This window comes from Streptomyces sp. NPDC033178, from assembly GCF_055577685.1.
In genome coordinates this window covers 101,866-121,915 of the sequence record NZ_JBVIPT010000010.1, presented here as the reverse complement: position 1 = coordinate 121,915, position 20,050 = coordinate 101,866, and the positions used below count along the sequence as shown (strand labels likewise).

The window sequence follows — 20,050 nt, the reverse complement described above, 5'->3', positions numbered from 1 at the left end:
TCACAAAGCGTTCGTGATCACGCAACACCCATCCTTCACAGTGACTGTATGACTCAAGACATGTCTCAAGTGATGCGTGCGAAAAACGGCAGGCCGGTCCACCACTGGCGCCGGGATCTCGTGGAACTGGCCGCGCTGTTCACGGCGGTGGCGGTGGCGGACGCCGTGGCGAACCTCATCGGGCACGGCCCCGACGGCCCCACCCTCCTCCTCGTCTCGGCGGTCGTGCTGGTCGCCACGGCGGGATTCCACACATGGTGGTCACGCCGCCACGGCCATGCTCCTCCGACAGGCGATACCGACTCCCGGCCGACCGCCGCCGCGCGGAAGGCCGGGGCGTCCGAAGCGGACGCGACCGCACCCGAGGCCGTCGCCGGGGAGACCGTGCTGTGGCGGATGCGGACCACCGTTCGCGACGAGCCGGGATCACTGGCGTCGCTGTGCGCGGCGCTGGCGGGACAGCGGGTCGACATCCTCAGCCTCCAGACGCATCCGCTGACCGAGGGCACCGTGGACGAGTTCCTGCTGCGTGTTCCCGCGCAGGTCTCGGCCGCCGACGTCACCCGGGCGGTGTCGCACGCGGGCGGCGCCGGCACCTGGATCGAGCGGGCCGACGCCCACGACCTGGTCGACGCGCCCACCCGGGTACTGGGCCTGGCCACCCGCACGGCCCTGGACGCGGCCGAACTACCATTGGCGCTGCGGCAGTTGCTGGGTCGGTGCACGATCCGGTCGCTGCCCGCCGGGTCGGTGCGCGGTGATCGCGCGGACGAAGCGGCGCCCGTCGAGGGGGCACTTGAGGACACTGTGATGCGGCTGCGTGCCCCGGAAGGCGGAGTGATCACTGTGGAGCGGCCGTATCTGCCGTTCACGCCCACCGAGTTCGCGCGGGCCCGGGCGCTGGTCGAGCTGGACGCCCGGCTCGGTCCGCGCGTCCCGCGCAGCCAGGACGTCCTGACGCTGCCGCAGGGCAACGACATCACGGTGCGCCGCGCCGACGCCGGTGACGTCGACGCCGCGAAGGCCATGCACGAGCGGTGCTCGTCGCGCACGCTGAGCATGCGCTACCACGGGCCGGTCGGCGACGCCGACAAGTACCTCAACCACCTGCTCAGCCCCCGTTTCGGGCGCACCCTCGCCGTGCAGACCGCGTCGGGGCGCATCGTCGGGCTCGGGCATCTCCTCTGGGACGGCGACGAGACGGAGATCGCGCTGCTCGTCGAGGACGACTGGCAGCGGCGCGGTATCGGCAGCGAACTGCTCGGCCGACTGGTGGCGATGGCCGTCGAGGCCGGCTGCGAGAGCGTGTACGCCGTCACGCAGTCGTCCAACACCGGCATGGTCGCCGCGATGCGCGGCCTGGACCTCCCCCTCGACTACCAGATCGAGGAGGGCACGCTCGTCATCACGGCCCGCCTCGACGCGGCGCGGGTGAGTTCACGACTGCCGTACGACGAGGTCCAGCAGCACCAGCCCGAGCACTCCGTGCGGGACTGACGAGGAGGCGAGCGCCCGCTTCGTCCCACGACGGCTGTCCCGGTACAGATCATCCCGCGACGGCGGCAGGCCCGGCGAGCTCCGCCGGGCCTGCCGCCGTTCCCACGGAGCCCTCACCCGCGGAGCCCTCACCCGCGGCCCAACGCCCCGTCCAGATCCCGCCAAAGATCCTCCACGTCCTCCAGCCCCACCGACAGCCGCAGCAGCCGGTCGCTCACCCCGCTGTGGCGCCGGTCCTCCGCGTCCACGATGCGGTGGCTGATCGAGGCCGGATGCTGGATCAGCGTGTCGACACTGCCGAGGCTCACCGCCGGGGTGATGAGGCCGACGGCGCCTATCACCTCGTGCGGATCGCCGTGGATCTCGAAGGCGATCATGGCGCCGCCGAGCCGCGGATAGTGGACCCGGGCGACACGCGGGTCGGCGGCAAGCCGCCGGGCCAGTTCGGCGGCGTTCGAGGAGGCGGCACGCACGCGTACCGGCAGGGTCGACAGCCCGCGCAGCAGCAGATATCCGGCGAGCGGATGCAGCACACCCCCCGTGGCGAACCGGACTTGCCGCAGCCGACCGGCGAACTCCTCGTCGCAGGCCACCACCCCCGCCATCACATCACCGTGCCCGCCCAGGTACTTGGTGGCGCTGTGCAGCACGAGCCGAGCGCCCTGTTCGGCGGGGCGTTGCAGCACCGGTGTGGCGAACGTGTTGTCGGCGAGCAGCGGAACGCTTCCGCAGGCGTGGGCGATCGCCCGCAGATCGAGTTCGGCGAGTGTCGGGTTGGCGGGCGACTCGACCAGTACGAGACCGGTGTCCGGCCGCAGGGCATCCGCGATGCCCGCCGGGTCGACCCACGTCACCTCGGACCCGAGCAGCCCGGCCGTCAACAAGTGGTCGCTGCAGCCGTACAGGGGTCGTACGGCCACGACATGGCGCAGGCCCATGGCGATCCGTACGAGCAGCACGGCACTCAGGGCGGCCATGCCGCTCGCGAACGCGACGGCGCTCTCGGTGCCCTCTAGACGGGCGAGGGCGGTCTCGAAGCGGGCGACGGTCGGGTTGCCGAGGCGGCCGTAGACCGGCGGACCCTCCGGCTCGGCCCCGTCCGTGGCGAACGCGTCGATCCGGGCCGCCTCGCCCCGGCTGTCGTACGACGGATAGGTCGTGGACAGATCGATCGGTACGGCGTGCAGCCCCTGCCGGGCGAGATCGTCCCGCCCGGCGTGCACGGCCTCGGTGGCCAGCGCGCGCAAGCCTCCGGTGGCCGGGCTCCGCAAGCCTCCGGAAGCCGAGCCCCGCACGCCGTCGGTGTCCGGGCCCCGTCGGCCGTCGATGGCAGGGCCCCGCACGCCGCCGCTCTCCTTCACCCCGAGCGCCGCCTCCCCGGCCGGTGTCCCCTTCCTGTCCGTCGTCTCCCCGGCCGTCGCCCGGCCCGCTCCCTCTACGTCGTCACACGTGTCGCGTACATCAACGCTGGCGAAGTCCATGGACAGCAGCCTGAACACCGAACGGGCGATTGACGCGGACGTCCGTGTTACGTTCGGGCCATGGCCGAATCAGTCGTACTGGACCCGGTGGATCTTCATCTTCTGCGGTTGCTGCAGAACGACGCCCGGGCCACCTACCGCGACCTCGCCGCACAGGTGGGTGTCGCGCCCTCGACCTGCCTGGACCGGGTGGCGCGGCTGCGCCGGGCCGGCATCATCCTGGGCCATCAGCTGCGCCTCGATCCGGCCAAGCTGGGGCGCGGCCTGGAGGCGTTGCTGTCCGTGCAGGTCAGGCCGCACCGGCGGGAGTTGGTCGGCCCGTTCGTGGAGCGGATCAGGGCGCTGCCCGAGTCCCGGACCGTGTTCCACCTCACCGGGCCCGACGACTATCTCGTCCATGTGGCTGTCGCGGACATGGCGGATCTGCAGCGGCTGGTCCTCGACGGCTTCACCGCACACCGCGAGGTGGCCCGCGTCGAGACCCGGCTGATCTTCCAGCAGTGGGACTGCGGGCCCCTTCTGCCGCCCGAGCCCGCGGGGATCACGCCCACGGCGAAATCGGGCTGACGCGGCACCGGGCGCGGAGAACCGGGCTGACGCGGCGCCCGTCATCGTATGAGGATGGCCGCATGTCACAGACGAAGAACCCGCTGCCCCGCGAGGTCGCCGACACCTACGTCGACGAGCTCATCGCCCTCGACCCGGTCACCGGAACGTATCTCGGAGTGAAGGAGAGTTCGGGCTCGTTGCCCGACACCTCGCCCGCCGGCCAGGACGCGCTCGCGGCACTCGCGCGGGCCACCCTGGCGCGGCTCGACGAGGCGGAGCGGCAGCCCGGCGCGGACAGTGACATCGAGCGCCGCTGCGCACGCCTGCTCCGCGAGCGGCTCACCGCCGAACTCGGCGTGCACGATGCCGAGGAGGGCCTGCGGGCCGTCGGCAACATGAGCACGGCCGCGCACGCGGTGCGCGAGGTGTTCACCGTGACGCCCACGGACACGGACGAGGACTGGGCCGCGATCGCCCGGCGGCTGCGTGCCGTGCCGACGGCCCTCGACGGCTACCGCGAATCCCTCTCCCTCGGCCTGGAGCGCAAGCTGTACGCGGGCCCGCGCCCCACCGCGACGTTCATCGAGCAGCTCACGGAATGGTCGGACACCGACGGTTCGGGGCGCGGCTGGTTCGAGGACTTCGCCTCGGCCGGCCCCGAGACGCTGCGTGCGGAACTCGACGAGGCCGCCGGAGCGGCGACCGCCGCCGTGGTCGCCCTGCGCGACTGGATGCGCGACGTCTACGCGCCCGCGATCGAGGGCGCGCCGAACACCGCGGGCCGCGAGCGGTACGCGCGCTGGTCGCGCTATTTCAACGGCACGGATCTCGACCTGGACGAGGCGTACGCGTACGGCTGGGCCGAGTACCACCGGCTCCTCGCCGAGATGAGGAAGGAGGCCGAGAAGGTCCTGCCCGGCGCCGACACCCCGTGGGTCGCGCTCGCGCACCTGGACGAGCACGGCAGGCACATCGAGGGCGTCGACGAGGTCCGCGAGTGGCTGCAGAGCCTGATGGACCAGGCCATCGAGGAACTGGACGGCACGCACTTCGAACTGGCCGAGCGGGTACGGAAGGTGGAGTCCCGCATCGCCCCGCCGGGCAGCGCCGCGGCCCCCTACTACACGGCACCGTCGGAGGACTTCTCACGCCCCGGCCGTACGTGGCTGCCGACCATGGGGCAGACCCGCTTCCCGGTGTACGACCTGGTGTCGACCTGGTATCACGAGGGCGTCCCCGGCCACCACCTCCAGCTGGCCCAGTGGGCGCACGTGGCCGAGAACCTCTCCCGTTACCAGGCGACCATCGGCGGCGTCAGCGCCAACTGCGAGGGCTGGGCGCTGTACGCGGAGCGGCTGATGGACGAGCTCGGCTATCTCAAGGACGCGGAGGAGCGGCTCGGCTATCTGGACGCCCAGATGATGCGCGCGGCCCGCGTCATCGTCGACATCGGCATGCACCTGGAGCTGGAGATCCCGGCGGATTCGCCCTTCCACCCGGGGGAGCGCTGGACTCCCGAGCTGGCGGAGGAGTTCTTCGGCGCCCACAGCAGCCGCCCGGCGGACTTCGTGGAGAGCGAGCTGACCCGCTACCTCTCCATCCCCGGCCAGGCCATCGGCTACAAGCTCGGCGAGCGCGCCTGGCTGCTGGGCCGTGAGAACGCGAGGAAGCGGCACGGCGACGCGTTCGACGCGAAGGCCTGGCACATGGCGGCCCTGTCCCAGGGTTCGCTGGGTCTGGACGACCTGGTGGACGAGCTTTCCCAACTCTGATCGGGTACCGCGACGGCGACCGGGCCCGGCAGCGCAGTCGAGTGCGCCACAAGGAGCCCGGTCGCCGGACCGAATGTCGACGGACCGCACGCCGACCAACCGCATCTCGACGAACGCCTCAGCGCCGGAACCCGCCCTCCGAGTCGATCACCTGCCCGGTGACCCACTCGGCCTCGTCCGTCGCGAGCCAGGCGATGAGCCGCGCGGGATCGTCCGGCATCCCCCAGCGCCCGGCAGGGAACATCGCGGCGATGGCCGCGTACTCGTCGCCCGTCATGTAGTCCGTGTCGACGGGGCCGGGGTTCACGGCGTTCACGGTTACCGCGTGCTCGGCGAGCGTGGTCGCCAGCGAGCGGGTGACCGAGGCCAGGGCGCCCTTCTGAAGGGCGTACGCGATCTCGCCCGGCATGCCGCCCGCGATGTCCTGGCCCGACGTCATCATCACCACACGCCCACCCGCCGTACGCGGTGGCAGAGCGGCACGCAGCCGGGCATAGGCCTGGACGAGGAGGATCACGGAACGGGTGTCGACGGCCCAGTGCGCGTCGAGCATCGCGGCGTCGATCGTGTCGAGCGGGCCGTCCGAGCCGCTGAGCGCGTGGTTGGCGACGAGGATGTCGATCCGTCCGCCGAGGGCGTCGGAGGCCGTGGCGATCAGTTCGGCGGGGGCCGCCGGGTCGGAGAGGTCGCCCGGTCCGCCGACGACCCGCGCTCCGGAGTCGGCGAGCGCCTCGCGGATCCCGGCGACCACCTCCTCGGGGCGGTCCGCACCCCAGGGCATGTCGGCGTCGTGCGGCACGTGGTGATGCGCGTACACACTCGCCCCGTACGCGGCCAGCCGTCGGGCCACGGCGTAGCCGATCCCTCCGCGTCGGCTGGCGCCGGTGACCAGGGCGGTACGGCCACGCAGCGGGAGGGGGTCGCGGCGCAGCGCTTCGGGTGTGGGGGAAGGGAGTTGGGGTGGCATGGCGGACCATGATGGGCGGTGCCAGTGCGCGCCGCATGTCATTTTCCGCGGCGGGTGGGGCGGCGGTCCGGTACGCGCGGACATCGTGATTCGGCTGGCGCGGGCCGGGCGGTTCGGCTGGCGCAGGCCAGGCGGTTCGGCTCGCGCAGGCCAGGCGGTTCAGCTCGCGCAGGCCAGGCGGGCCGCCGGGCACGGGGCCCGGGATATCACGCCCGCCCCTGGCCCGCCCGTCGCCTGCCCCTCCCTCGCCCCTCGGCCGGGGCAGGTCGCAGGCCCGCCCTCAATCACTGGGCGAGGCCATCCATCACTGGCCGAGGCCCAGCGTCATTTGCTTGAGGCCGTGCGTCGCGGCCCGAGGCCACGCGTCACTGCCCGAGCGGCCTCAGTTGCACGAGCCCGATCCACGTCTCCGGCCCCGGCTCCGCGTGCGCCGCCCGCACCGCGTACCGCCCCGGCGCCAGCTCGATCCGCAGATGCCCCGTCTTCGTCGACTCCTCCCCCGGCCATGCCGCGTCGAACAGCACGACGGGCCCGGGGATCTCCCACAGTACTTCCCGCTCCCACGCCGCCCCGGCGAGGGCGGCGGGAACCCCGGCCAGCAGCTCGCGCTCGGACTCCCCGGCACACCACCGTACGAAGGTGCCGTGCTCCGGCAGATAGGCCGTCGCGGCGGGATCGTCGCCGAGAACGAGGGCGGTGGTGTTGCCGACGGGCAGCAGGCCGACGAAACCCTCCACCTCGCACGCCCTGTCGTAGTCGGAGGCGAGCTCGTCGCCGTCGGCCCCCGTCCAGAACGGCAGCACCACTTCCGGTATCGCTATGAGCGGTCCACCGCCCGACTCCACCCACTCGACCGAACTGGGACCCGCGTAACTCGCCATGCCCAGAAGCTACATGGCGCGGCGACCCAGAATTGACGATTCCTTTGCACTCCGGGCGAGGTGATACACGACTGAGTCCGTACGACGTCTCGACGACGGCGGTACGGCGGTCAGCATCCGCAGTCCTCCGCGCCGACCGGAGCGGTCAACGGGTCGGCGCTGCGCCGCTCGTGGCCCTCCCAGGTCTCGAACTCGAAGCCCTCGCGCGCCCAGTACTCGAAGCCGCCGAGCATCTCCTTGACCTGGAAGCCGAGTTCGGCGAGAGCGAGGGCGGCACGGGTCGCGCCGTTACAGCCCGGACCCCAGCAGTACGTGACCACCGGCACGGCCCTGTCGAGGAGTTGCTCCGCCTGCTCGGGGATGAGCGCGGTGGGCAGATGGATCGCACCGGGCACATGCCCCTGGTCCCAGGACTCCGTGGAGCGGGAGTCGAGGACGACGAAGCCGGGGTCGCCGCCTGCCGCCAGTGCGGCGGCGACGTCGGACACGTCGGCGTGGAAGGCGAGGCTCGCTCCGAAGTAGGCGGCGGCCGCGGCGGGCGACGCCGGGGCGACTCGCAGAACGGGGTTCACGGCGACGGCGTTCCGCGTGGCGGCGACGGCGCTGCTGTTCCCGGTGGCGCTGGTGCCGCCCGTGGTGGTGCTGGTCGCGGTCATGGTCCGGCCTTCCTCCCGGTCCCGCCGACACCGTCGTACGACGGCCGGGTGCCTTCTCCGCACCATCCGCGCGGGACTCCATGACCAGAAATCTACGGCGGGTGATCCCCTTCCTGAAGGAGCAATCCACGGCCCTGCCCTTGATCCACCGGGGATTCCCCTGCTATCCATCGACTATGACCGCTTATTCCCCGGACGCCACCGACTGGCGCATTCTCGAAGTCCTCCAGCGCGAGGGCCGGGCCAGTTTCGCCGAGCTGGCCCGTGCCGTCTCGATGTCCGCGAGCGCGGTCACCGAACGCGTGCGCCGCCTGGAGGAGGCAGGCGTCATCCAGGGCTACGCGGCGGTCGTGGACCCGGAGAGCCTGGGTCTGCCGATCCTGGCCTTCGTGCGGCTCCGCTATCCGAACGGCAACTACAAGCCGTTCCACGACCTCGTCGCCGCGACCCCCGAGATCCTGGAGGCGCACCACGTCACGGGCGACGACTGCTTCGTCATCAAGGTCGCGACGCGCTCGATGAGCCACCTGGAGGAGGTCTCGGGCAAGATCGGCACACTCGGCTCGGTGACGACGAGCGTCGTGTACTCATCACCCCTGCCACGACGCCCCGTCGGCCGCTGAAAGCAAAGCGACGGCCACGCAACCTGCAGACCCCCAGACCCCAAGACCCCAAGACCCACAGCCACACGAACGAGTGGTCAGCCGCCCCCTTGCCGCACAACCGACCCCGACCGCCCCTTCACCACTTCCAGTTGCGCATGGATCCGGCGACGCAGATCGGCGACATGGCTGACGATGCCGACGCTGCGGTCCCGCTCCCGCAGGGAGTCGAGGACGTCGAGGACCTCGTCGAGCGTCTGGTCGTCCAGGCTGCCGAAGCCCTCGTCGATGAAGAGCGTGTCGAGGCGTACGCCCCCGGCCTCGTCGGTGACCACGTCGGCGAGGCCCAGCGCGAGGGCGAGGGAGGCGAAGAACGTCTCGCCGCCGGAGAGGGTCGCCGTGTCGCGCTCACGGCCGGTCCAGGCGTCGACGACGTGCAGGCCGAGGCCGCTGCGGCCCCGCCCGGCCCGGTCGTCGGAGTGGACGAGGGTGTAGCGCCCCGAGGACATGCGCGCCAGGCGCGTGGTCGCGGCGGCCGCGACCTGTTCCAGCCGGGCGGCGAGGACGTAGGACTCCAGGCGCATCTTGCGTTCGTTGTCCGCGGACGTGCCGGCCGCGAGCGTGGCGAGACGGGCCACACGGTCGTACTCCTCGCGCAGCGGCCCCAGTCGGCGCACGGAACCGCCCGCCCGGTGGGTCAGCCGGTCGAGTTCCGTGCAGCGGCGGCGGGCCGCGTCGCGGGCGGAGCCCGCCTCGCGCACCCGTCGGCCGGCGGCGGACGCGGCCTGCTCGGCGGCCTGGAGGTCGGCGGGCGGCTGCCCGGCGGCGGCCGTCGTCTCGGCCTCGGCGAGCACCGCGCGGACCGCCGCCTCCTCCTGCTGCCAGGCGTCGAGCCGGTGCTGGAGGTCGCGATGGGCGGCGTCGTCGAGGAGGGCGGCCGCGGCGGCCGACGGTGTGTCGAACCCGGCGCGGAAGGCCGCGTCGGCGAGTCGCGCGTCGGCGTCCTTCAGCCGCTGGGCGGCGTCCGCCGCGACACGGGCGGCGTCCGCGGCCTCGGTGAGCAGCGCGACCTGCCGCTCCAGCTGCGCGGCCCGCGCGGCGACGCTGCCCGCGGAGCCCCGGGCCTGCGTCAACTCTCCCTCCAGGGAGGCTCGTTCGCGATCGAGTGCGTCCCGCAGCGAGGCTCGGGACGCGACCCGGCGAGCGGCTTCCTGCTGGGCGGCGAGTCGCCGTTCACGCTCGCGCTCGGCCTGTTCCAGGGCTTCACGAGCCGCGTGCAGCCCGGAAGCGGCGCCGTGCGCCTCGGCGTGTCGCCGCTCCAACTCCTCGACCAGTTCGGCGAGTTGCCCGGTGGGCAGGTCCCCCGCCTCGGCCGTCGCGGCCGCCAGCGCCTCGCGGACGACCCCGAGGCGCCGCTCCTCCTCGGTGCGCTGCTCATCGGCGCGCTGGTACGCGGCCAGCGCGGCCTCCTCGGCCTGCCGGCCGACGTGTCCGTCGACCTTCCGGGCGGGTGCCGGGTGCTCGGTGGCACCGCAGACGGCGCACGCCTCGCCGTCCACCAGGCCCGCGGCGAGCTCCGCGGCGATGCCCTTCAGGCGCTGCTCCTTGAGGTCCAGCCAGTGGGCGCGCGCGTCCGTGGCGCGCTCGCGTGCGGCCAGCACGCGCGCGTGGCCCTCGTCCGTGTCCCCGGCGAGCTGGTCGCGCATCCTGGCCGCGGCGAGTCTCGCCTGCGCGGGCTCGCGCTGGACGGCGAGCTGCTCGGCACGGGTGGCGGCCTCCTGGGCCGCCTCGATACACGTCTGCAGGTCCGCCCGGGTCGCGGCCCACTCGGCGAGCCAGGTCCCGGCGTCGTGCAGTACGTCCTCGTCGGCGCGCTCCTGCCGGTCCAACACGTCGCGTTCCTCGGCGAGTTCGGCGATCCGGTGCTCGGCGCGGCGGGCCGACTCCAGCCCGCCCAGCTCCTCGGCCGCCTTCCGCGCGGCGGCCGCGAGGCCCGTCGCCCCCGAGTCGGCGAAGGTCTCCGACAGGAGGGCACGCGCGCGTGCCTCGGTACCGGCCGCCCGCCGGTGTTCGGCCTCCGTCGCGTCCCGCAGCCCGAGCGCGGGCGCCACCGCCTCGGCCTTGCGGGCACGCTCCATGCGCGCCTGTGCCTCCCGGTGAGCCCCGGACCGCTCCTCCAGCCGGGCGGCCCGCTCCCGTGCCTCGGCGAACCGGCGCTGGAGCCGCGCCACTTCGCGTACGTCGTCCAGTACGTGATGCGCGGCGGCCTGGGCCGACTCGGCGGCCGCCTGCGCACAGTGGGCGACCGTGAACCTCTCGCGGGCCGTGCTCCTGGCGATCGCCGCCCACTCCAGTACGGATTCGGCGAGGCCGGGGTCGCCCGGCGACAGGTCGGGCAGCGGCAGCTCCACGATGTCACCGGCCGCCTGCTGCATACGGTGGCCGTCGGCCAGCAACTCCGCGTCCGCCGCACGTACTTGGGTCTCCGCGGCGCGTCGGAGCTCGGCCAGTCGCTGTTCGACGGCGGCGAAGCGGCGGGTGTCGAAGAGCCGGCCGAGGAGCTTGCCGCGGGCCTCGGCGTCGGCCCGCAGGAAACGTGCGAAGTCACCCTGGGGCAGCAGCACGACCTGGCAGAACTGCTCGCGGCTCATGCCGAGCAGCTGGGTGATCTCCTCGCCGATCTCCTGGTGGGAGCGGCTGAGGTCCTTCCAGGAGCCCGTCGGCGCGTCGTACTCGCGCAGCCAGCTCTGTGCCTTCTCGGTCGTCGTACCCGTGCCGCGCTTCTTGGGACGCTCCCAGGGTGGCTGCCGGGTGAGCTCCAACCGGCGTCCGGCCACGGTGAGTTCGAGGGTCACCTCGGTGCGGGTGGTGGCCAGGGCGTGGTCGCTGCGCAGGGAACCTCCCTGGCGGGCGCCCGGTACGGATCCGTAGAGCGCGAAGCAGACGGCGTCGAGGACGGACGTCTTGCCCGCGCCCGTCGGCCCGTGCAGCAGGAAGAGCCCGGCGGCCGACAGGTCGTCGAAGTCGACCTCCTGGGCGCCGCCGAACGGCCCGAAGGCGGTGATGTGCAGCCGGTGCAGCCTCATCGGGCCCCCGCCCCCTCGATGTACGGGTCATGCGTCTTCACCGAGCTCCCGATGGGTCCCGCTCCGCCGACCGGCTCGCACTGCGCCTTCACCTGACGCCTCACGAGTCCCGCTCCGCCGGCCGGCTCGCACTGCGCCTTCACCGGGCGCCCCATGGGTCGCGCCTCGCCGGCCGGCTCGTACGGCGGCTTCACCGGGCGACCTCACGGACCGTGTCGTCGGCGCGGACGGCGTCGAACACGTCCTGGAGCACGGCCTGTTCGCGCGCGTCGGGCCCGGCGCCGCGCACATGGGCCACGAAGTCCTCCGCGATCTCCTGGTCACTGCGGCCGGCCAGCCGCCGGGCGTACGAGACGTCGGGGTCGTCCGGTGCCCGCTCGGGCTCGAAGACGAGGCTGAGCGTGTGCGGGAAGCGCTCGCTGAGCCGCGCCATGGGGTCGGCCGGTCGCACCGGGTCGGTGAGAGTCGCCTCGACCCACGCCTCCTCGTGCCGATCGAGGTCCGGGTCTGCGAGCAGGTCCTCCAGGTGTCCCCGGATACGGGCAAGCGCCCGCGGCACGGGGCAGTCGATGCGCTCGGCCCCGACCGAGCCGTCGGCTCCCAGGTCGACCAGCCACATGGTCTTGCGGTGGTCGGTCTCCGAGAAGGAGTACGGCAGCGGCGATCCCGAGTAGCGCACGCGCTCGGTGATGGTCTGGCTGCCGTGCAGATGCCCGAGCGCGGCGTAGTCGACTCCGTCGAAGACCCCGGCCGGGACGGAGGCGACTCCGCCGACCGTGATGTCCCGCTCGCTGTCGCTGGCCTCGCCGCCGGTGACGAAGGCATGGGCGAGGACGACTGAACGGGTGCCACGCGCGCGCGTGGCGAGGTCGGCGCGGACCCGGTCCATGGCGGCGGCGAGCACGGCCTCGTGACCCGCCTTCTCCACGCCGAACTCGTCCTTCACCAGCGCCGGTTCCAGATACGGCAGCCCGTAGAAGGCCACCTCACCGAACTCGTCCTCCAGGACCACGGGTGTGCCGCACGCCGAGGCGTCGGTCCGCAGATGGATGCCCGCGCGGTCGATGAGTCCGGCGCCGACGCCGAGGCGGCGTGCCGAGTCATGGTTCCCGGAGATCATCACCGTGGGCACGCCGAGGTCGGCCAGCCTGTGCAGGGCCTCGTCGAAGAGCTCGACCGCGGCCAGCGGGGGCACCGCACGGTCGTACACGTCCCCCGACACCACCATCGCGTCCACCTCGCGCTCGCGCACGGTCGTGACGAGGTGGTCGATGAACCCGGCCTGGGCACCGAGCATGTTCACCCGGTGGAACGCCCGGCCCAGATGCCAGTCGGAAGTGTGCAGAATTCTCACAGTACTGCTCCGACCTGCATGTTTACCCCTACTGCGCCTCTGAAACCAGCAAGAACCAGCACGGGGCTCGCTGTCAACGCCCGCCACGCTAACGCATGTCGCCCCCTGGAAGTCGCTGATCCAGCCGCTGGACCAGCGGCGAACCTCATGGCCGCACGAACAGATCACCGAGCCCTCTCCGCATCAGGCGGCCAGGTACTCGAAGGCGAACAGCCCCGCCGCTGTTCCGGCGAACAACGCCCGGCCGTCGGCGGACCAGGCGCACGACCACACGCCGCTGTCGGTGCGCATCATGGTCAGGATCTCGCCGCTCGACGGGGCGTGGATCCGTACGGTCTCATCCGCTCCGCCGGTGGCGAGGCAGGAGCCGTCGGGGCTGAAGGCCGCCGCGCGCACCGCCCCACGGTGACCGTTCAGCACGCGCACCACGGCGCCGGTGGACGGGTCCCAGAGCCGCGCCGTCGTATCGCTGCTGCCAGTGGCCACAAGCGAGCCGTCCGGGCTGAACACCATCGTGTGCAGCTGGCCGGTGTGGCCGGCCAGGATGCGAACCAGGTCGCCGGTGGACGGGTCCCAGAGCCGCACCGTCCTGTCGTGGCTGGCGGTGGCCAGGAGCGCCCCGTCCGGGCTGAAGGCCACCGCGCACACCGGCCCGCGGTGACCGTTCAGCATGCGCATCATGGCGCCGGTCGAGGGGTCCCAGAGCCGTACCGTCGTATCGCGACTGCCGGTGGCCAGACGTGCGCCGTCCGGGCTGAACGCCACCGTGCGGAGCTGGTCGGTGCGTCCCCGCAGGATGCGTACCGTTTCGCCGGTGGCCATGTCCCACAACCGCAGTGTCTTGTCGCTGCTGCTGGTCGCCAGACGGGTGCCGTCAGGGCTGAAGGCCACCGCCAGCACCGCACCCTGGTGTCCGCGCAGCATGCGTGTGATCTCACCGGTGACGGGGTCCCAGATCGGCACAGCGGTGTCGCGGCTGCTGGTGGCAACGCAGGAGCCGTCCGGGCTGGACGCGACAGCGTGCAACTGCTCGGTGCGGCCGGTCAGGGGTACCGGTGTGCCGCTGGAGGTCGGGTCCCAGGCCAGGGCGATGCGATCGTTTCCGCCAGTGACAAGGCGAGCACCGTCCGGGCCGAATGCCACCGTGAGCACCGCCCCGCGATGCCCGGCAAGGGTGTGCACCGCCTGGCCGGTGACGGTGTCCCAGATTCGCACCACGGCCACATGGCTGCCGGTGGCGAGGCGGGAGCCGTCCGGGCTGAAGCCGGCCGCCCGAACCACCCCGGACAGTTCATGTACGACCTCCTCCCCACTGGGCCCCCAGATCCGCAGTGTGCGGTCATTGCTGCAGGTCAGCAGGCGGGAACTGTCGGAGGTGAACGCCACCGCGCGCACCGGCCCGCGGTGACCGTTCAGCACGCGTGACGCCCGGACGTTGGAAGGCCCGTCTCCCGGCCTGCGGTCGGGGCCGGGAGACACAACGTTCCAGATCCGTACGGTCGTATCCACCCCGCCGCCGGCCAGGAAAGCGCCGTCCGGGCTGTACGCCACCGCGAACACGGGGCCCTCGTGGCCAGTCGCCGTGTGCAGCGCCTTGCCGGTCGCCGGATCCCAGATCCGCACCGTCGCGTCACTGCTGCCTGTGGCCAGGCGAGAGCCGTCCGGGCTGAACGCGACGGCGAGGACCGGCCCGTCGTGTCCCCGCACGGTACGCACTGCCTGGCCGGTGGCCGCGTCCCAGATCCGTACGGTCGCGTCGCGGCCACCGGTGGCCAGCAGACGGCCGTCGAGGCTGAAGGCCACGGCGCGAACCGGCCCCTGGTGACCAGTCAGGGTGTGAAGGGACTCCCCGGTGACGGAACTCCATATCCGTACGGTCGTGTCACGACTGCTCGTGGCGATGCGGGCACCGTCCGGGCTGTACGCCACCGCGTACACCGGACCACGGTGGCCGGTCAGGGTGCGCATCAGAGCGGGATCGGGCAGGTCCGGAGGAGGCCAGCGGTCGATGAGCGCGGGCGTGCCGGCGGGAAGCGGGCGGGCGGGCCAGTGCGGGGCGCCGGTGATACGGCTGCGCAGGACCGTGTCGAGGGCGTGCGGCGGGGCGGTGGGGGTGAGTAGGTGGGCGGCTTGGGCCAGTTGACGTGCGAGGGGCTGAGCCGGAGCTCCCAGGCGGTCGAGATCGCGCCAGGGAGCGGTGGGGCCACGCTGGTGCAGGCGCGTGCGGACCCACCGGAAATCCCCTGCGAGGGTGAGTGCCTGTGCGGAACGGCGAGCGTCGAGGAAGTGCTCGATGAGATGGTCCAGCAGGTAGCCGGCCGTGACCCGCCACCACGCCACCGCTCCGTCCTCGGCCGCGGGCAGGGAGGTCGCGACGGCGTCGAGCAGAGCGGCGTTCGCGGTGCTCAGTCCCGCGGGACCCAGTTCCGTACGCAGGTAGTCGCGGACGACATCGTGGACGGTGACGGCTCCGCGGGCCACGGCGGTCTCGATGCCGAGCAGCGACAGATCGGCCATCTGCTTGCACAGGGTGCGGGTGGCGGTCTCGTCGAGATCGCCAGTGGCGTGCCACAGCGCCGCCACCACCTCGATGGGCACGCTCTCGTCCTCGGCGAAGACCCCGAGTTCGTTGAAACGCTGCTCGGCCTGCTCGTGCGGCAGGAGCGTCGACGCGGCGCGGATGCTGGCCCGTACGGCGGTGTTGCGCTGGTCCGGGTCGTTGAGGTCGAGGGTGCCGTCGGGGTCCTGGACGGCGGGCCCGTCGGCGCGCAGCCGCCGCAGGAGCGTTCTGGCGGCGTCGGTGGGATCGGCTCCGGTGGCTGTCTGCTCGATGAGGAACTTGTTCGCGATGCCCAGCAGCAGCGCCCATCGTCCCGTCGCCTTGACCAGTTCCTCCAGCACCTCGCGCCGCGGCGAGGCGGGGAGACGGTGGGTGAGCAGGTGCCGGGCCTGATCCATCGTCATGCGGTCGACTTCGATGCGTACCGCGGCGGGCGGGAGCACATCGGACCTGCGCGTGGTCACCAGCCGGACACAGGACCGCTCGGCACCCCGCAGGAAGGGAGTGAGCTGCTCGCGTTCCCAGACGTCGTCGATGATGAGCAGCGTGCGCGGCCGCCCGGCGAGGAGCCTGCCGAGATGGGCTCCGGCACGCTCGGGGTCCGAACCGCTCTCGGTGGTGTCGCCGGTGATCAGGCGGGTTTCCTCCGCGACCTTCGCGGCGATGGCCGCACGGCCGCGCACCTCCCGGCCCATGGTGACCAGATGAACGCCGCCCGGGAACCGGCGCTGGACCGAACGCTGGGCGGCCACGTATCTCGCCAGACTGGTCTTGCCGAACCCGCCGGCGCCGTGCAACCCGGCTGTGATCGCTACCGGTGCGCTGCTCCCCCAGCGTCCCGTACGCCTGCGGACGGCCTTGATGACAGTGGCCGCTTCGTCTCTGTTCACCCACCAATCCGGCACCTCGGGCGGCACCGGACGGCTGATCAGGGCCGACGGTCCGCCGGGGACCGCCCGCAAGGAGACCACCAGGGCGACCAGTCCCGCCGCCGAACCGAAGACACTCGCCACCGGGTCGGCGACCCCCCAGCCATCGCGCACCGCCGTCACCAGCAGCCACACCACAGCCGCCACGCACACCGCGATGACGGCGCGTGTCCCCCAGCGTCCCCGTGATCCCATGGCACCGGATCATCCCTCCGGCACCGGATCGGTGCCAGTCCCCGGCCACCGGACGAGCGGCCCCTGACCTTCTTCGGGTCCACCGTGAACCCCGCCACCGCCCTTTCACCGGGCGGGCGTTGGGGCATGCCACCCACCGGAAGCTCTGTCCCTGGATGTCGGTGTGAACAGCGGCCGCCCCACCGCTACAGCGGCCGTACGTACCCGATCCAGGTGTGCCGGGTGCGGAAGCCGCACCGCTCGTACAGGCCCAGAGCGCCGGTGGCGTTGGCGCTGTCCACATTGAGGCCCGCCCTGCGACAGCCCTGCTCCTGGGCGGCTCGCAGGCAGGTGGTGAGCAGCGCGGTGGCCACGCCGGTGCCGCGCCAGGCCGGCCGGGTGCCGAGCCTGTCGATCCAGCATTCGCGGATGCCGGTCATCGCCGTCTCGGCGTCGTACTCGTGGCTGAGGAGGTAGCCCGCGACCTCGCCCGCGTCCAGTGCCAGGAACGACGCGTCGGGCCTGAACGACCGGGCGCCGGTGCTCTGGTGGCGCCACCGGTCCGGAGTACTCGGGGTGTGACTCCAGTGGTCGAGGAACGCTTCGTTGTGCGCCAGCCGGGTCGCGTCGTCGTACGCCTCGGTGAAGGGCACTACGCGCAGCCCGCCCGCCGGGGTCGTCGCCGGGATCGCGTCGCCGTCCAGTGGCCGACTCATGTCGAAGAACCAGCGCCGCGCCTCGAACCCGGCTTGCTGGTACAGGTCGCGTTTGGCGGTGTTGGGTGCGTGGAGTTGGATGTGCGCCTCGCCGGGCAGGTCCGGGAACCGCTCGCGATGCTGCTGCGTCGCCCGATTCACCAGCCAGTCCACCAGGTCGGTGCCCACGCCTCGGCCGCGGGCGTCGGGGCGCACCGCCCCCTCGACGTACACCCGGTGCACGTCGGTCGCGTCGGGCAACCCCATCGACTTGGCGTATCCGATGAGCTCGCCACCGGACCACACCCCCATGGAGTCGCGGGCCAGTTCCACGTGTGGGTTGCCCAGTTCCTCGGCGAGGTCCTCGGCGTCGTAGTGCTCGTCGGTGCCGTCGGCCGCCTCGACCGCGGCGAACAGCTCGGCCAGGGCCGGGGCGTCGTCCAGCACAAGTGGCCGCCAGGCCGGCGTCACGTTCATGGACGGCACGATAGGCGTCACCGGGCCCGCACACACCTTGGTTTCGAGGGTGCCGTACGAGTCCGTCCGGCAGTCCGACGCCGGAGCCGCTGTTCTCACCGCAAGAGCACGGCAGACCGCGGAAGGGGCCCGGATGCGCCGGGCCCTCTTCTTCTGTCTTCTGCCGGCGCCTCTTCTTCCGCTGACGCCTCTTCTTCCGCCGGCGGGACAGGAGGTGAACCTTCGGTCTCAGGGGCGGAGAGTCCGCGTCACGCCGGGTCGAGCGCCCCCGGCTGCCGCGGTCCCGCCGTCTGGCCGGTGGTGCGCGGATCGATGGGGCGGCCGACGAAGACCGGGGCGTCCGACTGGTAGAAGATGTCGATGTCGGCCTCCTCGCCACCGACGATCAGCGTGTCCCAGGCGCCGCTCTCCTGCAGGGACCGCAGGGTCGACGGAGCGAGGGTGGACAGGTGGCTGCGCAGTTCCTCGTCGCTGGGCATTCCGGGGAGGCGGGGGGCGAGGCGCTCGCGGATCGCGCGCATCCTGTCCAGCAGGAGGTCGAGATCGGACCCTTCGGCGTCGGGCTTGGCGACGGCCCGTTCCCCTTCCATGCTGTCGGCGATGATGTCCTTGATTGCGCGGGTCACGCCTCGTTCGTCGGTGGTGACCATGGCGTTCCAGGCCCGGCTCTTGTGCCGGTACTGGAGCATGGACATCGCCGCCTCGTGCCGGATGAAGTCGGCGTCGCGCAGCGGACGCCCCTGCCAGACCCGGCTGAGGGAGCGGGCGAGCGAAACAGCCGAGGCGAGGCCGCTGTTGAGGCCGCGCCCGGGCCAGAAGTGGATGGCGTTGGCCGCGTCACCCAGCAGGAAGCCGTACGTTCCGGGGCTCTTGGCGGTGGGGCGGCTGAGCTGGGCCGTGAACCGGGGGCGCTGCACCATGTCCAGCCGGAACGAGGTGATCGCGGTGAGATCGTCCTCGGGGACACCGAACATCTTCAGGCCCTCCTGGATCCGCTTCCACAGCGGCGAACTGCGCAGCAGGGCGGGCAGGAACAGGGTCCCGTGCGTCGGGCAGACGAACTCGTTGTCCTCCTGACGGCTCATCAGGCAGGGCCGGGCGGCCACGCACTCCTCGAAGACCTGCCGGACCGGGTCGATGCCGATCACGTTGCCGGCCTCCTCGCGGGTCAGCCTCATGTTGAGGAACCCCTCGCCACGCAGCGAGTTGAGCAGGAAGCGGTTCTGCGCCACGGTCAGCAGGACGCTCATGGGGTCCGAGAGCCGGGACTTGACCCGCAGTCCCAGCACCAGGTCCTGGAGGTGCTCCCCGTCGAGGGAGTAGATCGAGGAGTCGGCCGCGCCGAAACGGTGCGCGAAGTGCTCCCGGGTGCGCGACCCGCCGCCCTCGGCGATCACCAGGACGTGTTCCTGGGAGAGCCGGTGCTGCTGCTCCGACGGATCGAATCGCTTCGGCACCAGGCGGATCGCGGACTTGGCGTTGGCCAGTTCCAGCAGCTGGTCCTCGATGTAGGCGATCCGGATGTTGCGGGGCGGGCGGCCCTCCACGGAGTCAGGTCCCAGGGGCCACATCTCGGAGAAGCCGCCCGCGTCGAACAGCGCCGACTGCATCTCCGCGGTGAGGGCGAGGTACTGACGGCTCTGGGCGGTGACGACCTGCATGCGCCGGTTGTTGCCGTGGGTCTCGTCCTTCCAGACCACGGTGGAGCCGCTCCTGATCCACCGGCCGTCGTAGACGGTGATGGACACCTTCCCCGGCAGGGCGTCCTCCAGCAGGAGGGCGAAGGCGAGGCCGACCGGGCCTCCGCCGGTCACGGTGACCCGCAACTCGCCCGGATTCGCCGAGGCGTTGGCGCGGGGCAGGTCGAGCTGGGAGAGGTCCATGACCGTCTCCACGGCCTCCTGCGTCTCGAACAGGAAGGTCTCGTCGCCGATGCGTATGGAGTCGCCGGGCACGAGCACATGACGGGTAACGGGCTGGTCGTTTACGAAGGTGCCGTTCTTGCTGCGGTCGTAGAGGACGAACCCGCCGTCCTCCGTCACGATCTCGGTGTGCAGACGGGAGGCGCTGACACTGACGATGACCACGTCGTTGTCGCTCTTGCGTCCGAATCGCAGCGGAGCGCTACCCAGAACCACGCTCTGACCGGCGAAGGGACCCGTGCGTCCCACGATGACCGACGACACAGAAACTCCTTGCGAACGTCACGGGTGCGGACAGAGGAACCGCACCCTGCGGTTGATCCGCTACGAGAGTGGGAGTCGTACGTCACTCCCACCGAACTCCGGTCCAGCAAAGCTCACTTGACCGGTGATGTCCGAGTCGGCCCGGCAGCGGTCCGACTCGTGCTTGTTGAAGTATGGCCGATGC

At 72.0% G+C, this 20,050-nt stretch carries 13 protein-coding genes; 4 read left to right on the top strand and 9 right to left on the bottom strand.

Annotation, left to right across the window (positions count from 1 at the left end; genetic code table 11):
- Positions 1 to 48: 48 nt before the first annotated feature.
- On the top strand, positions 49 to 1,497 hold the full coding sequence (locus ACZ5VQ_RS24830; RefSeq protein WP_469106774.1) for a GNAT family N-acetyltransferase: 1,449 nt from the start codon (positions 49 to 51) through the stop codon (positions 1,495 to 1,497).
- Between the two features lie 128 nt (positions 1,498 to 1,625).
- Here ACZ5VQ_RS24830 and ACZ5VQ_RS24825 read toward each other — a convergent pair whose 3' ends face one another.
- Entirely contained in the window at positions 1,626 to 2,978 is a 1,353-nt protein-coding gene (locus ACZ5VQ_RS24825) for a trans-sulfuration enzyme family protein (RefSeq protein WP_469106773.1), read from the bottom strand.
- A gap of 60 nt (positions 2,979 to 3,038) precedes the next feature.
- Here ACZ5VQ_RS24825 and ACZ5VQ_RS24820 point away from each other — a divergent pair, with 60 nt between their 5' ends.
- On the top strand, positions 3,039 to 3,545 hold the full coding sequence (locus ACZ5VQ_RS24820; protein ID WP_469106772.1) for an Lrp/AsnC family transcriptional regulator: 507 nt from the start codon (positions 3,039 to 3,041) through the stop codon (positions 3,543 to 3,545).
- A gap of 62 nt (positions 3,546 to 3,607) precedes the next feature.
- Positions 3,608 to 5,299 carry a DUF885 domain-containing protein gene (locus tag ACZ5VQ_RS24815; protein ID WP_469106771.1) on the top strand — a complete coding sequence of 564 codons (1,692 nt, stop codon included), beginning with the start codon at positions 3,608 to 3,610 and terminating at the stop codon, positions 5,297 to 5,299.
- 118 nt (positions 5,300 to 5,417) lie between these two features.
- On the opposite strand, the gene ACZ5VQ_RS24810 is transcribed toward ACZ5VQ_RS24815, so the two are convergent.
- The 3 genes from ACZ5VQ_RS24810 to ACZ5VQ_RS24800 form a co-directional block, all read right to left on the bottom strand.
- The gene (locus ACZ5VQ_RS24810; RefSeq protein WP_469106770.1) at positions 5,418 to 6,266 is read right to left on the bottom strand and encodes an SDR family oxidoreductase; all 849 of its coding nucleotides are present in this window, start codon (positions 6,264 to 6,266) and stop codon (positions 5,418 to 5,420) included.
- A 365-nt stretch (positions 6,267 to 6,631) separates the two neighbouring features.
- The gene (locus ACZ5VQ_RS24805) at positions 6,632 to 7,147 is read right to left on the bottom strand and encodes an immunity 21 family protein (protein WP_469106769.1); all 516 of its coding nucleotides are present in this window, start codon (positions 7,145 to 7,147) and stop codon (positions 6,632 to 6,634) included.
- A gap of 110 nt (positions 7,148 to 7,257) precedes the next feature.
- Positions 7,258 to 7,803, bottom strand: a complete 546-nt coding sequence (locus ACZ5VQ_RS24800) for a rhodanese-like domain-containing protein (RefSeq protein WP_469106768.1) — start codon at positions 7,801 to 7,803, stop codon at positions 7,258 to 7,260.
- 176 nt (positions 7,804 to 7,979) lie between these two features.
- Here ACZ5VQ_RS24800 and ACZ5VQ_RS24795 point away from each other — a divergent pair, with 176 nt between their 5' ends.
- Complete coding sequence (locus ACZ5VQ_RS24795; protein WP_143644218.1) at positions 7,980 to 8,426, top strand: Lrp/AsnC family transcriptional regulator; 447 nt, start codon at positions 7,980 to 7,982, stop codon at positions 8,424 to 8,426.
- Positions 8,427 to 8,503: 77 nt separating this feature from the next.
- Here ACZ5VQ_RS24795 and ACZ5VQ_RS24790 read toward each other — a convergent pair whose 3' ends face one another.
- From ACZ5VQ_RS24790 to ACZ5VQ_RS24770, 5 genes are all read right to left on the bottom strand, one after another.
- Positions 8,504 to 11,491 (bottom strand): AAA family ATPase, encoded by a 2,988-nt coding sequence (locus ACZ5VQ_RS24790; RefSeq protein ID WP_469106767.1) that lies wholly within the window; start codon positions 11,489 to 11,491, stop codon positions 8,504 to 8,506.
- 190 nt (positions 11,492 to 11,681) lie between these two features.
- Positions 11,682 to 12,845, bottom strand: a complete 1,164-nt coding sequence (locus ACZ5VQ_RS24785) for an exonuclease SbcCD subunit D (RefSeq protein WP_469106766.1) — start codon at positions 12,843 to 12,845, stop codon at positions 11,682 to 11,684.
- A gap of 183 nt (positions 12,846 to 13,028) precedes the next feature.
- On the bottom strand, positions 13,029 to 16,529 hold the full coding sequence (locus tag ACZ5VQ_RS24780) for an NB-ARC domain-containing protein (protein WP_469106765.1): 3,501 nt from the start codon (positions 16,527 to 16,529) through the stop codon (positions 13,029 to 13,031).
- 185 nt (positions 16,530 to 16,714) lie between these two features.
- The gene (locus tag ACZ5VQ_RS24775) at positions 16,715 to 17,680 is read right to left on the bottom strand and encodes a GNAT family N-acetyltransferase (RefSeq protein ID WP_469106764.1); all 966 of its coding nucleotides are present in this window, start codon (positions 17,678 to 17,680) and stop codon (positions 16,715 to 16,717) included.
- A gap of 248 nt (positions 17,681 to 17,928) precedes the next feature.
- A complete protein-coding gene (locus ACZ5VQ_RS24770) occupies positions 17,929 to 19,866 on the bottom strand; it encodes an FHA domain-containing protein (RefSeq protein WP_469106763.1) in 1,938 nt (645 codons plus the stop codon).
- Positions 19,867 to 20,050: the final 184 nt, after the last annotated feature.